Source organism: Corynebacterium sp. HMSC074C04, from assembly GCF_001838295.1.
GTDB classification, from domain to species: domain Bacteria; phylum Actinomycetota; class Actinomycetes; order Mycobacteriales; family Mycobacteriaceae; genus Corynebacterium; species Corynebacterium amycolatum.
The window spans coordinates 143,133-158,439 of the sequence record NZ_KV836270.1 but is presented as its reverse complement, the minus strand read 5'-3'; the positions used below and the strand labels follow the sequence as shown (position 1 = coordinate 158,439).

General features: G+C 59.6%; 14 protein-coding genes. 8 read left to right on the top strand and 6 right to left on the bottom strand.

From position 1 onward, the window contains the following. From HMPREF3011_RS01940 to HMPREF3011_RS01930, 3 genes are all read left to right on the top strand, one after another. The coding region (locus HMPREF3011_RS01940; protein ID WP_083327052.1) for a class I tRNA ligase family protein at positions 1-1,925 on the top strand (1,925 nt) is incomplete at its 5' end. Between the two features lie 15 nt (positions 1,926-1,940). Next, complete coding sequence (locus HMPREF3011_RS01935) at positions 1,941-3,407, top strand: DNA polymerase IV (protein WP_049182123.1); 1,467 nt, start codon at positions 1,941-1,943, stop codon at positions 3,405-3,407. A 79-nt stretch (positions 3,408-3,486) separates the two neighbouring features. Continuing rightward, entirely contained in the window at positions 3,487-4,149 is a 663-nt protein-coding gene (locus tag HMPREF3011_RS01930) for a DapH/DapD/GlmU-related protein (RefSeq protein WP_080972915.1), read from the top strand. Between the two features lies 1 nt (position 4,150). Here the strand turns inward: HMPREF3011_RS01930 and HMPREF3011_RS01925 are convergent, their stop codons facing one another. Beyond that, the gene (locus HMPREF3011_RS01925; RefSeq protein WP_065423000.1) at positions 4,151-5,128 is read right to left on the bottom strand and encodes an asparaginase; all 978 of its coding nucleotides are present in this window, start codon (positions 5,126-5,128) and stop codon (positions 4,151-4,153) included. A 133-nt stretch (positions 5,129-5,261) separates the two neighbouring features. Here HMPREF3011_RS01925 and HMPREF3011_RS01920 point away from each other — a divergent pair, with 133 nt between their 5' ends. Continuing rightward, positions 5,262-6,005, top strand: a complete 744-nt coding sequence (locus HMPREF3011_RS01920; protein WP_224786585.1) for a WKL family lipoprotein — start codon at positions 5,262-5,264, stop codon at positions 6,003-6,005. 169 nt (positions 6,006-6,174) lie between these two features. Here the strand turns inward: HMPREF3011_RS01920 and HMPREF3011_RS01915 are convergent, their stop codons facing one another. After that, on the bottom strand, positions 6,175-7,203 hold the full coding sequence (locus HMPREF3011_RS01915) for a hypothetical protein (protein WP_246821387.1): 1,029 nt from the start codon (positions 7,201-7,203) through the stop codon (positions 6,175-6,177). Between the two features lie 90 nt (positions 7,204-7,293). Between HMPREF3011_RS01915 and lspA the strand changes: the two genes are divergently transcribed. The 4 genes from lspA to rarD all read left to right on the top strand — a co-directional run bounded on the left by lspA (position 7,294) and on the right by rarD (position 10,654). Next, a complete protein-coding gene (gene lspA / locus HMPREF3011_RS01910) occupies positions 7,294-7,863 on the top strand; it encodes a signal peptidase II (protein ID WP_038625775.1) in 570 nt (189 codons plus the stop codon). Positions 7,864-7,931: 68 nt separating this feature from the next. After that, entirely contained in the window at positions 7,932-8,843 is a 912-nt protein-coding gene (locus tag HMPREF3011_RS01905) for an RluA family pseudouridine synthase (protein WP_038629067.1), read from the top strand. After that, the gene (locus HMPREF3011_RS01900) at positions 8,840-9,565 is read left to right on the top strand and encodes a hypothetical protein (protein WP_070841059.1); all 726 of its coding nucleotides are present in this window, start codon (positions 8,840-8,842) and stop codon (positions 9,563-9,565) included. The genes HMPREF3011_RS01905 and HMPREF3011_RS01900 overlap by 4 nt, the downstream gene beginning before the upstream one ends. Positions 9,566-9,685: 120 nt before the next feature. Next, on the top strand, positions 9,686-10,654 hold the full coding sequence (gene rarD / locus HMPREF3011_RS01895) for an EamA family transporter RarD (RefSeq protein ID WP_070841058.1): 969 nt from the start codon (positions 9,686-9,688) through the stop codon (positions 10,652-10,654). On the opposite strand, the gene HMPREF3011_RS01890 is transcribed toward rarD, so the two are convergent. The 4 genes from HMPREF3011_RS01890 to HMPREF3011_RS01880 all read right to left on the bottom strand — a co-directional run bounded on the left by HMPREF3011_RS01890 (position 10,651) and on the right by HMPREF3011_RS01880 (position 15,302). Continuing rightward, positions 10,651-12,078, bottom strand: coding sequence for a D-arabinono-1,4-lactone oxidase (locus HMPREF3011_RS01890; protein WP_070841057.1), 1,428 nt, complete (start codon positions 12,076-12,078; stop codon positions 10,651-10,653). The genes rarD and HMPREF3011_RS01890 overlap by 4 nt on opposite strands. Then, on the bottom strand, positions 12,075-13,364 hold the full coding sequence (locus HMPREF3011_RS01885) for an alanine racemase (protein WP_070841056.1): 1,290 nt from the start codon (positions 13,362-13,364) through the stop codon (positions 12,075-12,077). Before HMPREF3011_RS01885 ends, HMPREF3011_RS01890 begins: the two co-directional genes overlap by 4 nt. 79 nt (positions 13,365-13,443) lie before the next feature. After that, complete coding sequence (locus tag HMPREF3011_RS11190; protein ID WP_005510327.1) at positions 13,444-13,608, bottom strand: hypothetical protein; 165 nt, start codon at positions 13,606-13,608, stop codon at positions 13,444-13,446. Between the two features lie 188 nt (positions 13,609-13,796). Continuing rightward, the gene (locus HMPREF3011_RS01880) at positions 13,797-15,302 is read right to left on the bottom strand and encodes an ATP-binding cassette domain-containing protein (RefSeq protein WP_070841055.1); all 1,506 of its coding nucleotides are present in this window, start codon (positions 15,300-15,302) and stop codon (positions 13,797-13,799) included. Between the last annotated feature and the right edge of the window lie 5 nt (positions 15,303-15,307).

The following is a 15,307-nucleotide window of genomic DNA, read 5'->3' as shown; positions in this document are numbered from 1 at the left end:
CCATCGAGCACTCCTACCCGCACTCCTGGCGTTCGGGCGAGCCGCTAATCTACATGGCACTGCCAAGCTGGTTCGTGTCCGTTACCAAGATCCGCGAGCGCATGGTGGAGCTCAACCACAACGAGATTGAGTGGATGCCGGAGCACGTGCGCGACGGTCAGTTCGGCAAGTGGCTCGAGGGGGCACGTGACTGGAATATCTCCCGTACCCGCTACTGGGGTTCGCCTATTCCGGTGTGGGTTTCCGACAACGACGAGTACCCGCGTGTCGACGTCTACGGTTCCCTCGATGAGCTGGAGGCGGACTTCGGCGTTCGCCCGACCACACTGCACCGCCCGGAGATTGACGAACTGGTGCGCCCGAACCCGGACGACCCGACCGGCAAGTCCATGATGCGCCGCGTCCCGGACGTCCTGGATGTCTGGTTCGACTCCGGTTCCATGCCGTTTGCGCAGTTCCACTACCCGTTCGAGAACAAGGAGTGGTTCGAGTCCCACGCACCGGCCGACTTCATTGTGGAGTACATCGGCCAGTCCCGCGGCTGGTTCTACCTGCTTCACGTCCTGTCGGTTGCACTGTTTGACCGCCCGGCGTTCAAGAAGGTCGTCGCCCACGGCATCGTGCTGGGTGATGACGGCAACAAGATGAGTAAGTCCAAGCGCAACTACCCGGATGTCAACGAGGTCTTCGACCGCGACGGCTCCGACGCCATGCGCTGGTTCCTCATGTCCAGCCCGATTCTGCGCGGTGGCAATCTGATCGTCACCGAGCAGGGTATTCGCGAGGGCGTGCGCCAGGCGCTTCTGCCAATGTGGAACGCATACTCGTTCCTGCAGCTCTACGCCTCCAAGCCGGCCGAGTGGTCGGTGGACTCCGACAACATCCTGGACAAGTACATCCTGGCCAAGCTTGCAGCAACTGTCCGTGCTGTCACTGAGTGCCTGGACAACACCGACATTGCTGCTGCCACCGATGAGGTCCGTCAGTTCTGTGACGCACTGACCAACTGGTACGTGCGCCGCTCCCGCGACCGCTTCTGGGCCGGCGATGTCAAGCACCCAGAGGCATTCAACACCCTATACACGGTGCTGGAGGTTCTCACCCGCGTGGCTGCTCCGCTGCTGCCGATGGCCACCGAGGTCATCTGGCGCTCGCTCACTGGCGGCCGCTCGGTGCACCTGGAGGATTGGCCGGACGTCGACAAGCTGCCGACCGATGACGAACTCGTTGAGTCCATGGACATTGTCCGCAATGTCTGCTCGGCAACATCGCGCATCCGCAAGGCCAACCAGCTGCGAAACCGCCTGCCGCTGAAGAAGCTAACCCTGGCATTCCCGGATGCCGAACGTCTGCGTGATTACGCCGACATCGTTTCCTCCGAGGTCAACGTCGACAAGGTGGAGTTCACCTCCGACGTGGACTCGGTGGGACGTTTCGAGGTCTCCGTCAACGCTCGCGTGGCCGGTCCACGCCTGGGCAAGGACGTTCAGAAGGTCATTAAGGCTGTGAAGTCCGGCAACTACGAGGTTGTCGACGGCGCCGTTGTCGCCGATGGTATTCCGCTGCAGGAGGGCGAGTACACCCGCAATCTGGTCGCGATCTCGCCGGATTCCACCGCTGAGGTCGACGGCGTCAATGGCCTGGTCGTGCTTGACACCGAGCTCGACGAGGACCTGGAGTCCCGTGGCTGGGCTGCTGACCGTATCCGCGGTCTCCAGGACGCCCGCAAGAACGCTGGCCTCGAGGTCACCGACCGTATCTCGGTGAAGCTGCAGGTCCCGTCCGAGCGTGAAGAGTGGGCAAACCGCCACGCTGACCTCATCGCCCGGGAAGTTCTTGCCACCGCTTTCGAAGTCGTCGCTGGCGGAGAGCCACTGAGCTACGACGTGGCGGACGGCTGCTCGGCGGATATTGCCAAGCAGTAGGGGAGAGTAATCTCAATGCCGACTTCCGGGCGGTGGGTCCTGCACATCGACATGGACGCGTTCTTCGCGTCCGTCGAGCAGCTCACCCGCCCGACTCTGCGCGGGCGGCCAGTTCTCGTCGGCGGACTGGGTGGTCGAGGTGTGGTCGCCGGTGCCTCCTATGAGGCCCGCGCGTACGGCGCGCACTCGGCTATGCCGATGGCCCGCGCACGTCGTCTCATGCCACCGACCGCAGTGACGGTCAGCGCGCGCAAGGGCATCTACGGGCCAGTGTCGCGCCGCGTGTTCTCTGTAATCCGTGAGCGCGTGCCCGTGGTCGAGCAGCTCAGTGTCGACGAGGCTTTCATGGAACCCGAAGAGCTTCAGGGAGCCTCGAAGGAGCAGGTCATTGCCTGGGCGGAGCAACTGCGGGCAGATATTCGGCGGGAGACCGGCTTGGCCTCGTCGATAGGCGCGGGCGCGGGCAAGCAGTTCGCAAAAATTGCGTCAGGCCTGGCGAAACCCGATGGCGTGTACGTGCTGGACCCCGCACGCAATCACGAGCTACTACACCCATTGCCGGTAGAGAAGCTCTGGGGCATTGGCCCTGTCACCGCTGCAAAACTGCACACACTGGGCGTGGAGACTATCGGTGATTTCGCCGCCATGTCCCAGCGCGATGTCGAGGTTTCGCTGACATCCAAAACCGGTGTGATGCTGTGGCAGCTGGCGCAGGGGACAGACGATCGGCCGGTTAAGGAACGCGATGTCGCCAAGTCTGTATCGGCGGAGTACACCTATCCCGAGGATCTGGAGTCGCAGGCCCAACTCCACGCCGCCATCGATCGCGCAGGTGAGTCCGCTTTTCGACGGCTCAAAAAAGATGGCCGTGGTGCCCGCACCATCACTTGCAAGGTGCGTCTGTCCGACTTGAGCATCCATACCCGATCTGAGACGCTCGCCTACGCCACACAGGACTTCGACACCCTCATGGCTGTCGCTCACCGAATCGCGTTCACACCCGCGGAGGTCGGCCCAGTGCGACTGGTGGGCGTCGGTTTCTCCGGGCTGGATTCACACATACAAGAAGTCCTGTTTCCTGAGCTCGACCGTGCTATCACCGTCGAAGATCGAGTGCCGGCACCTACGCTTTCCGACGCTCCCGCCGGCCTGGTCGAGCTATCTGGAACCGGTGCGTTGCCGACCGTTCGGCTTTCCGACTCCAAGTGGGCACCTACCTCGGATGTGCACCACAGTGAGTATGGACATGGTTGGGTACAGGGGTCGGGGCACGGGATTGTGACTGTCCGTTTTGAAAGCCGCACCAGTGGCCCCGGGCGCATGATCACGCTGAAGGAGGACGACCCGGAGCTGCGCCCGTGCTCTGCGGTGTGCAGTTTGGACTGGCCAGAGTGGCTGGCTTCCGACGAAGAAGCAGCTCTTGACTTGCCGCAACCTGAGCGTGAAAGTGAAGATGAGGTTGGCCCCGATGCGGATGCTTGATGCGGCTGCCTGATGTCGCCGTTATCCTCGGTGCCGTTCGCGCCTCCCTGTTTATGCGCTGACCGTAAACTGGGCCACTATGACTACCGAATCCCGCATTGCAGAGCTCGAGGCAGCTCGCCGCGCCTCGTTGCGCAACACCGATCGAGATCCGAATCCGACGACCACACTTCCCGACGACGGTCTGGATAACCGCCAGCGCATGCTGAACAGTCAGTGGTATATCGCCGATCATCCGGAATCGCAGGCTCTGAACGCGCGAATTGGCCAGGTGGCCGCGGAATTTGACGTCGCATTCCGGGAAGACCAGCAGGCAGCACAGCAAGTGCTAGCACCGGCACTGGGGTCTTTCGGAGAGGACAGCACCGTCCGCCCGCCGATCTACCTGGACTACGGCGATAACATCCACATCGGCGACAACGTTTTCATCAACTTTGGGCTCACCGCACTTGACGTGGTGAAGGTGACAATCTGCGACTACGCGCAGCTCGGGCCCAATGTGCAGCTGCTTCCACCAGTACACCCACTGGGAGCTGAGGCCCGCGCCGCTTATCTAGAGTCCGGTGATGAAATCATCATCGGGCGCAATGCTTGGATCGGTGGTGGAGCCATCATCCTGGGCGGTGTTTATGTCGGCGACGATTCCGTGGTCGCCGCGGGTGCGGTGGTGACTAAGGACGTTCCCGCGGGCGTAGTCGTGGCTGGAAATCCGGCGAAAATCATCCGCATCATCGAGGCGTGAATTAGAACAGCGTCTGCGGGTGCACATTCGCAGCCAGCGCGGCAGCGAGAATGATGCGCGCCTGCGGTGCATGCACGCAACCAGCGCTAATCACACCGTGCCGAGCCAGCGTCGCACCGCCACCGGCACCACCGTAGGCGGCGTGGACATCACCACGCGGGACGCGCGTTGCCATCACGACGGTCACATCAGCGGCAATGGCCCGGTCAATGGCGGCGGCAAACTCATCGGAGACATTGCCCGATCCCAGGCCTTCTACGACAATGCCGCGTGCACCGGCGGCGACGGCCGAATTCAGCTGTGATCCATCTGCACCTAAGTAGGCAGGGATAATCTCTACCTTCGAGCCCGCCAAGGCGGTCAGAGGCAGCGGATCTGGACGAACCGGCTCCTCCGGGGCATTAGTGGCAAAAGCTAAAGGATCGGTCGTGTGCCACTTTGTCGCACCTCGCACCGGCAAGACTGCGTGGCCAAAGACAATAAGAACGCCAATTCCCTGCGCAGAGGCATCGGAAGCAATGGTCACGGCCTCAAAGAGGTTCCCCGGTCCGTCGGTTTCGGGATGATCATAGGGAAGCTGTGCACCAGTAAAGACAACCGGACGCGAGTCAGCATGGAAAATATCGGCAGCCATGGCCGTTTCTTCCATCGTGTCCGTGCCATGAGTTACGACGACACCGTCCACGGAGTCGTCGTCAAGCACTTCGTGAATAGCGGCGAGAATACGGTCAACATCGGTGAACGCGAGATTCGACGAGTCCAGCATCCCGAGCTCACGAACCTCCAGCTCTAACATGCCCTCTGGATAACGCTGCGCGACCGCCGCAACGAGCTCCGCGCCCGAGATGGTCGGGGTTAGCGCACCGCTGCGATCCGTGGTGCAGGCGATGGTGCCGCCGGTGGTGATGACAACGATTCGGCGAGGGGAGGCCGGGATAGACGAGGCCGAGCTAGCCGGGGAATGATCCTGAGTCGACATGTCCACCATCTTACCCAGGCGGTGTTTTGGCCTTGTGTAGGATTATGGAAGGCGTGAAGCCAGCGAATCTTCATGCAGATTTTATTGGAGTAGTGCACATATGAAAGTCCCCTGCAACCAGCGCGTTAGCGGAATGCGTTGGCGCACAGCGCGTGGTGTGACAGTAGCGGCGATGGTCTCGGTCAGCGCACTTGGGCTCGCTGCCTGCGGTGGTGGCAATACTGCAGCGCCGACGACTGAATCGAAGACATCCAGCTCGGCGGAACCCGTCATCATGCTGCCGACGCGTGCAGAGCTTAACGACGTTCTCGCACGCCTCATCAACCCCGATCTACCTATCGAGGAAAAGGCTCTGACCATCGAGGACGGCGATACTGCCGGCGATTTCTTCGACATTGTCACCCACAGTGCCAATGAGCAGGAAATCAGCTTTGATGTCATTGACCCGGTCACGCCTGGATTTACTACTAAGCAGGCCGTAGCCGGTGTCAATATCCTCCGTCCGGAGGAAGATCCGATGCTCGTGGAGCAGGTGGACTTTATCCACCGGGATGGTCGTTGGATGCTGAGCAAGGAATGGGCCTGCAACCTGGCATCGACACTTGATCCGGAGCACAAGCCTGGGTTCTGCCTCGCGCCCGGCGAGACTCCTCCGCCGCCACCTGAGCCAGAAGAGGAAGAAACCCCGGTTGAAGAGGCTCCGGTTGAGGAGGCCCCAGCTCCGGTCGAGGAGCCAGCTCCGGCTGCGGAGCCCGAAGCGCCGGTCGAGGAAGTGCCGCCTCCGCCGCCTCCCGCGCCTGAACCACCGGCTGAAGAGGCTCCGCCTCCGCCACCGCCGCCGGCTGAGGATGCACCGCCTCCACCGCCTCCGGCTTAGGTGCCGTCGGGCCAGGCGTTACGGCCTAGTCCGGTCGGGTGCACTGGCCACACAAAAGAAAGTGTCTAGGTTTATGACAGTTCCGCCCATTTTTTGGGCAGAAAAGTGACATAAACCTAGACACTTTCTCGTCTTCTAACCTTGCGGTGGTACGAGCTAATCTTCTGGGCTACTTCCTCGAGCCGTCGCCGTCCTTAAACTCCAGCCCGCGATGCGTCTGCTGAGTGATGCGCACATCGGAGTTGCCGTCGCCGTAGGTCACGGAGGTAACAAAATCGATGTTGCCCTTCACCGGAAGGGGCTTGGTCAGGTCGATGGTGACGCGGTCGGCAAGCATGTCAGTCGTGGCCTCGACAACCTTCAGTGCACCCTCGCCGCCAGTGTCCAACTCCGTAACGGTCGGCACCTGCTTGACATCGACCTTCAAATTAACAATGTCTCCCGCACGGCTGAGCAGGGTATAGGTCACCTTCTGCGTCATCTTGGTCTGGCCTTCGACCTCGCTTTCGACCGTCCAGGTCGCATCCTTTCCGATGTCCTCGGAGGGGAAGACGATAGGTACGGAATGCAGCTGCTGCAGCGCCATCTCCACACCAGCGCGAGCGGTGTCGGTGGCCTTCTCCGGCGCTCCCAGCTTGAGTTCCTTGACCTCACCTGTGGCCGTTGTTGACGAATCAGAGATAAATCCCTGCGCGGTAGCGATATCCTCATTCAGCTCATCGTTGGAGCCGTGGGGTTTACCCACCTCTGACGTCACCGCACGAGTATCGTTATCACTGGTAACAGTGCTGGTCAGGGGGATTTCCAGGCGGGTGTCTGGGAAAGTCTGGTCGCTATCGGCGTTTCCGCCACGCTGTGCGAAGCCCTGTGTCACCGCCGCGGTCGACTCCTGCTTTGCACCGTCGTCCTTCCAGCGCACACTCGCCAGCTCACCGCTGCCAGCACTGGTCAATTCGATCTTGGGTTGTGCAACGTCCACGGGTTGTGTTTCCACCGAGCTTTCCGACGAGCACGCGGCCAGTGACACCACAGTAGTAGCGGCAACAACTGCGGTGCCGACCCTTGCCAGCAGGCCACGCTTGGTGTGACCAGCTCGGTCGCTGTGGCTAGGTCGACGGAACCACGAGGGGGTTGTGTCTCCTGTGCGTCGTAAAGCGGAGGAGGCCGGAACAAACTGAGATTGGAAACGTCGAGTCACACCGGTTAGCGTACCGGTTTCTTGGCGGATAGGAACCACCCGGGCGGTGTCAGTTGGCTGAATATGGGTTTGTTAGGCCATTATGGGACAGTGACTAAGAAGGAAACGAGGACATATTTCCCGCGGCGGGGGATTCTCGCCGCGGTTATTGTGTCAGTTGCGATTATTGATCAGCTGACCAAGATTATCGCTTTGAAGACTCTCGATGGCCGTCCTGCGGTGCAGGTGCTTGGCGATCTCTTCGAGTTGCGGCTCGTTTTTAACCCCGGTGCAGCCTTCTCCTTTGGCACGAACGCCACCTGGGTTTTTACCACGTTGCAGCTGGTTTACATCCTGGCTGTGATGTGCTGTTCCCATTGGCTGCGCAGTCCTATATCGGCGACTGCGGCGGGGCTTATTGCTGGTGGCGCGCTGGGCAACCTCATCGATAGGCTATTTCGGGAGCCCGGTTTCTATGTCGGCCACGTTGTCGATTTCCTGTCGGTGAAGGGTTTTGCCGTATTTAATATCGCGGACTCCGCGATTACTGTGGGCGTTATTATCCTCGTTATCTGGATGGTTTTTTCCAAGGAGCCGGATCTCTTCGCTGATCAGATTGCAGCGGAGAAGAAATCTGCTCAGAAGAATCAGAAGCAGTTGGCGGAGGGAGGACAGCAGTGAACGACAATGCACTAAATAGCGGTGCAGCACTCGGGGGAGCGCACCAGCCCGACCGAGAAACCCGGCAGATGCCCGTTCCACCGGGCTTAGCCGGAATGCGGGTAGATGCCGGTGTGGCTAAGTTGCTGGGGCTCTCGCGCACAGCGGTGGCTGATTTGGCAGCGGCTGGGGACATCACGGTTGATGGTGTGAGCGTTGGCAAGTCTGACCGCTTGGAAGAAAACGCTTTCCTCTCCGTGTTGTTACCGCCGGTGGAAAAGCCATTGGTTCCCAAAGAGGAACTCGTCGAGGGCATGGACGTGCTCTACCACGACTCCGATTTGGTAGCTGTTCACAAGCCTGTTGGCGTGGCTGCGCATCCGTCGGTCGGTTGGGAAGGTCCAACGGTTATCGGCGGGCTGGCGGCTGCTGGTTTCCGCATTTCTACCTCCGGTCCGCCCGAGCGAAAAGGTATCGTGCATCGCTTGGATGTTGGCACCTCTGGCGTGATGGTTGTCGCCTGCTCAGAGCGGGGCTACTCCGTGCTCAAGCGGGCGTTCAAAAACCGTGAGGTGTCGAAGACCTATCACGCTCTGGTTCAGGGGCATCCGGATCCGCTGTCGGGGACAATTGATGCTCCGATTGGCCGTCATCCTTCGGCGGGGTGGCGCTTTGCCGTCCGTCAGGATGGCAAAAATGCTGTGACGCACTACGAAACGCTTGAGGCCTTCGCCCCAGCAACGCTGTTGAAGGTGAATCTAGAAACTGGGCGCACGCACCAGATTCGTGTGCACTTCTCTGCGCTGAATCACCCATGTTGTGGCGATCCCATGTACGGTTCCGATCCGGCATTGGCCCAGCGGCTTGGGCTCAACCGCCAGTGGCTTCATGCTGTTTCGCTTGGTTTCCACCATCCGGCAGATGGTCGCTGGATGGAAATCGAATGTCCATACCCAGATGATTTGAACCACGCATTGGAAGTTTTGAGGCAGGGCGCATGACGCAGACTCCATTGGGATCCAAGAATCGAGCGCGCCCCGAAACTCGTGCGAAAAGCACCGGTGACGGCAGTATTTCGCCAGTGATGGCACTAATCTCAGGTTTCTGTGTTGTTGTATTGGTGATTGTTTTAGCAGTCGCTTCGACATCCGATCGCGTGAGCAAGCCGCAGAATATCAACGGCGATGCGCTCGGTCCAGACCCGTGGGAAGCAACCGAGCAGTACGTAGAGCGTGCCGACGAGTCCCTCGAGAATATGAAGAAGGAAGACTACCAGCTAAAGAACGGCCAGCCAGTCGTGGAGGACCCGAAGTTCTGGGCGATGGTGACTTTTGACCGGCTGCTCGATGCGCAAGAAGCGGCACAGGTCTATGAAAAAGAGCCCTCTCTGCGAGTATCGACTGCAATCATCGGTGGCGTGAGTACCCGGTATTTGCCGCAGCCGAGCAAAACGGCGAGTGAAGAAAAGCTGCTGCAAGATCAACTGGAGTCAGCGGCTGCCTACGCAGACGTCGCGATTGACGACGAACGGCTCGGCTTCAACGGTTTACTGGTCTATGGAGACGCTGAGGCGTTGATGAATGTCAAGAAACTGCCTGCTGTTAAAGCAGTCGAGGCGCTGCCATCAGATGCGGCACGCGGCCGTTTTGGTATCCGACCGGTGCTGAGTTCCGGTTTCACGGATAAAGATCCGCTTTTTGCGCCGGGGCTGAGCCAGAACTAATAGAAGCCAGAACTAAGTGCCCAAATCCAAAAGACTAGGGTGAAGCGGCTAGAACTCTGCCGTCAGTACGCCGCCAGTACGCAGTCAGTTTCAACGAGAACGAAAAGGAGTCAGTCAACAGTGATTCAGGCATTCGGTGCGTACCTTTTGTGGGCGCTGTTTCCGCTCTACTTTCCGCTGCTGGAGCCGGCGGGGGCCGTGGAGATTTTGGCGCATCGATTCGTCTGGACGCTTGTCTTTATGGCCATTGCCCTCAGCTTCATGCGCGCATGGCCAGAGCTGAAGGCCGCGAGCGCCAAGACGTGGGGCACTATTTTTATTGCCGCACTGTTGATCTCCGTCAACTGGGGCGTGTACGTCTACCTGGTCAACAATGGGCAGGTGGCGGAGGCCGCACTCGGCTACTTCATTAACCCGCTGGTCAGCGTTTTGTTGGCGATGATTTTCTTCCGTGAAAGCATCTCGCGGTTGCAGCTCGGCAGTGTCATCTTGGCAACCATTGCGGTCATTGTTCTCACTATCGGTGTGGGACATCCGCCGTTGGGTGCGCTGGCGCTGGCGTTCAGTTTCGGTTTTTACGGACTAATGAAGAAGCGGGTATCGCTTTCCTCGGCAGCGTCGCTGACGGCCGAGTCCGCTGTAATCACACCGATCGCGCTGGCCTACATCTTCTGGTTGAGCTCCAACGGGCAGAGCACCTTTACCTCCGAAGGAACCGGCCACACGCTGCTCATGATGAGCGCCGGTGTTGCTACCGCCATTCCGTTGCTGCTCTTCGGCGAAGGTGCCAAGCGCCTGCCACTAGCCACCTTGGGCCTGATGCAGTACATCACGCCGGTTCTCCAGATCACTTTGGCAGTCACCGTGCTCGGCGAGGAGCTCGAGCTGGAGCGCTGGATTGGCTTCTTCATCATCTGGGGTGCCGTCGCGCTGTTCATCTGCGACCTCATCCTGAAGATGCGCCGTCAGCGTCGGGTACGCCGGGAACTCCGCAAGGCTGGCATTGAACCGGCCACGGTTCCCGACGATGCCGCCGACCAGACGGATGGGGCGGTTACCCGGGACGTCGTAAAGCCTGGAGATAACTAGCAGAAAAGGTCGCGTAGGTGCTCGTTGAGGAAGATTCCCTGCGGGTCGACCTTTTCGCGTAACGCCTGGACCTCGCCGAACAGCGGGTAGCGCTGCGAAAAATCCTCCGCGCGGAGCGTGTGCAATTTGCCCCAGTGCGGGCGACCTTCGTGGGCCTTGAAAATCGGCTCAATGAGGTTGAAGTACTCTCGGTAGTTTTCCTTCCAGTAGCGGTGGATGGCGATGTAGGCACTGTCGCGGCCGTACGCAGTTGACAGGGCCACATCATCGGCTTTTGCGGAGCGCACCTCGATGGGGAAGGAGATTTTCATCCTCTTGCGGGCAATCGCGTCGCGGATTTCTCCGAGGACATCGGAAGCGGCCTCGAGCGGGACGGAGTACTCCATCTCGGAGAAACGAACGCGGCGCGGCGAGACAAAGACCTTGTGCGCCTCGTTGGAGTAGCGGCGCTCGGGCACTGTGTTGGTGGCAATCCGGTTGATGGTATCGGTCGTAGCGGGAATGGCTTTGGCAATCTCGCAGCACGCCAAGAGTCCCATGTTGTTGACGACTTCGTCGTTAAGATACGTGCGCGCGCTGCCCAGGCGCTGCTTCAGGCTATTGCGGCTCGGGCGGCGGTGGCGCTGCGGTTCAATCCGAGTATTGTGCTTGACCAGCGTCTCGCGCTGTCCCGGGAACCAGAAAAACTCCAGGTGGTCAGCTTCTTTGCAACGCTCAGTGAAACTCTTGCGCAGGGAATCAAACTCTTCGCGGTGTTCGTCGGCGTGCAGATCAAACGCTGGTACGACGGACATCGTGACCTCCGTAAGCACGCCGAAGACACCCAGCCCCAGCCGTCCGAGGCGGTAGAGCTCGCCGTCGATTCCCTCAGCGTCCGGATGGCAGTGCCTGACGACGCCATCCGCGGTGACAATCTTGAATCCCTTAACGGTGCCTGCGAAGCCGGTGAACCCAAGCCCGGTGCCGTGCGTGCCAGTAGAGATAGCGCCGGCCAGCGACTGCGGATCGACATCGCCCTGGTTGGGAAGGGCCCAACCGAGTGGGCGCAGAATACCTGGAGTATCGCGCAGACGAGTGCCGGCACGCAGGGTGGCGGTCTGGTTGGCGGCGTCGAGTTCGACCAGACCAGAGCAGCGGTCGAGTTGAACGCGGTGCCCATCGGTGGTGGCCACGGAAGTAAAAGAATGACCGGCCCCCAGCGGGCGCACCGTAGTTCCTTCGGTCTTCGCTGCCTTAATTACCGAGATGACGCCCTCGTCATCGTGCGGCTGATGCATATAGGACGGGGTGCACGACTGAGTGTGAGCCCAATTGTTCCAATGAGACTTGGCAGCAGCTTTTGCCTGCGCACGCCGACGTACGCGTGGTACGCGGGACTCAACTGTAGAGACTGTGAAGCGGGCGTTGTTGCGTGAATTGCTCATGTGAAGATCAATCCCTTTCCTCGGTACGTGGGCCAGTGGGCGATGATGGCGCCATCTCGAACTGCAATGACTTCTTGTGTGTGCTCGGCTATTTCGCCGGCCTTGGCGTGGCGGAACCACACGGGATCTCCCAGCGAAATTGCATCGGCGGTCTTGCCGAGCAACGGAGTCTGCACCTCACCGGGGCCTTCCTCTGCCGCGTAGCGCAGGCCAGTGGGGTACCAGGGGGTTGGCAACCGATCATCTCCCGCCGGCCCAGAGGCAATTCGACCACCGCCGGACACCGTGATCACGCCTTTCTTAGGGCGTCGCGTCGCCGGCAACACAAACCAGGACGCCGGGCGCAGATTGAATGCGCGATATTTATCGAACAGTGTTGGTGCCAGGAATCCCGACCCCGCCGCTGCCTCGGTTACTGCGGCTTCGGCGCACGTCGACTCCAACGACCCCGTACCACCGCCGTTGACAAACTCCAGGGGTCCCGCCACTTTCTCGACTGCAGCGACAACCTTCGCGCGGCGCTTTGCCAACTCCTTCTTTGAGACGGCCTGCATCATTCGAATTGCTCGTGCACGCAGGGAGTTTCCGGCATCGCCCACTCCGGCAATGTGCCCCTCATACATCATGATTCCCGCCAGCTGTAGCTCCGGACGGGCAATGATCTGCTTGGCAAACGCCGCTGCCTGCTTCGGCGAGAACAAGCTGGAGCGCAGTGTACCGATATGCACGCCGGGCAGAGGGCGAAAGGACGCATCGACGTCCATGCACACGCGGATTGGCGCATTTTCGCTTGCCGACGGCGCCAGCGCCTCCAGATGTTCGGGACGGTCAACCATTACGCAGATGGCGGCGCGCGCTGCATCATCGTCGGCAAGCTCTGAGATAGCGCGGGCGTCAAGTGTTGGGTAGGCGACGACGATGTCGTCGCTAATTCCTTCTCGGAATAGGTACAGCGCCTCTGCCAGCGAATATGCAAGCACGCCCTGGAAACCGGGGAAGGCCAGGACGTGCGAAATAAGCTGTGGAATGCGAATCGATTTCGAGGCCACGCGGATAGGCATACCGTTTGCGCGGCGGAGCATATCGCGGGCATTGGCTTCGACCGCCGCGAGGTCGACGACGACTGCAGGAAAGGAAGTGCAGTTAAGCAGCGTGTCGGTAGCTAGTGGCGGGCGGGCTGTCTGGGGCATCTGCGGCGGCAGCGCCTCAGGCAGGTGAGACATCGATGTCGGAGCCGGGCGGGATGTGCCCGAGGACTCCGGGGCAGAAGCTCGAGAAAGTTTCATGCCCTAAAACGTAATCATTGGAAACCTGTACTGTCTTTGATTTTGAAAAGAAAGTCAGAATTTCCCAGGTCTGTGCTTTTTAGACCAGCCAGCTGTAGCGGGCTGCATCCATGTTGGAGGTGATGACATCGCCATCGACGAGGTAGCCGGCAGCAACGGGGCGGCGGTCGATGGTTGCAAGAACCTCGTCAAGCTCGGGCTTGGGGAAGTAGGTGAAGTGGCCATCGGAAAGTGGTGCGAACACTGTATTGCTCCTTTGGTTCTTTGCTCGAGGGCAGTGCGTTTTTCTATGGCTGCGAGGGAATATGAGGACTTCCTCACGAACCGTGGTGTTGAGTATTGTCAACTGGTTTTGAAAAGTAAAGGATAGGAAGGGGTGATGTTAAACACATCTTTAGCCATACAAATATCGAGATAAAGGCGTCAATAGCACTAACGCAGGCTGTCAATATGTTGACGAATCGCTGGCGTAGCGGGGTGCCCCTGTTTCGCGAGCATGCCATCTTTCATCACGATGACCCAGTCGGCCATGTTTTCTACATCGGTGGCATTGTGTGTGATGAGTACGACGGTTCGGGTGCCAATGCCATCAGTGATGAGTCGCTGCCAAGACTGTCGGCTAATCGAATCTAACGGCGCAAAAGGCTCGTCGAGTACCAAAACTTCTGGCCGCACCGCCAGAGCACGTGCAAGGGTAGCTTGGGCATTCTGCCCGCCGGACAGCGATGGTACCGGGGTGTTGGAAATAGACTCCAGACCGGCTGCCACCAGAATTTCCTGGGCGCAATCGTGAATAGCAGTGGCTGATTTGGGCACGGAATTCGACTTAGAAAGTAGCGCCATGGCAACTGCTTCCAGCGGGGTCGTCGTAGGAGGAAGTGATTGTTCCTGCGGAACTATCACGACACCACGCTGTCGAAGTGGTAAATCCGAAAGCTCCGTCGTACCCGCATAAACATCAGCGCCTTCCAATGCTCCGGCAATGAGGCCGGCAAGAGTCGACTTTCCGCACCCATTCGGACCAATGACAGCCGTTACTTTCCCCGCGGGGAACTGGTAAGTCTGGTTCTGCCACCGCACCTCGAGATCCTCCGGGCAGCGTGAAGGCAGACAAAGGTGATTTAGGCGCTGGCGGGCCATCGGTTCCAGCCGCACGGGCTTGGGCACAGGGCGACGTCTTAGAGCATAGGGTAATAGCGCGATGACGAGGAAGATCAGCGAAATACCAATCAATAATGCGGCGAGCACAAAAGCGCGATCAGGATGAAGCTCCCGCTCCAAATAGATGCTTGAAGTCAGCGTGCGGGTGATGCCTGGGTAGGTGCCTGCGAACGTGACGGTGGTGCCGAACTCGCCAAGCGAACGAGCAAACGACAGCGCAGCTGCGGACAGGATTCCAGGAGTAATGGTAGGCAGAATGATGCGGCGAAAAATTGTGGTCGTCGGAATGCCGAGGCTCTCCGCGGAAATCAGAACTGATTGTTTGAGACTGCCCAGGGACGTATCAATCGCAATGGCAGCGTAGGGGAGAATGACAAAAACGTGAGCAATCACGACCGCCGGAAATGTAAATGGCAGCGGAAGATTTAGGGCTCGCGTGGCGCTGGTGAGCGCAAGACCTGCGACAACCGGAGGCAGCGCCAGTGGTAGAAAAACCAGGAGACGGACAATCCATTGCCCCTTCGGAATGGCATGAATGACCGCGCCAAGTGGAACCGCCAGGATGACCGCAATGAGAGTCGCCTGCATGCCCGCCCACAGGGAAATCTTCAGTGCGTCGATGGTTTCCGGCTCAGTGAGAATGCTGGCGAACTGAGACCACGGCACCTCGGAGAGCAGTGCGGCGACGGGAAACAGCAGAAATACCGGGCACAGCAGTGCAATGAGCCAGACGACGGCTGGCAGCGGGCGAGACGATGGGCGGAAAGAAGTGGGCATAATGA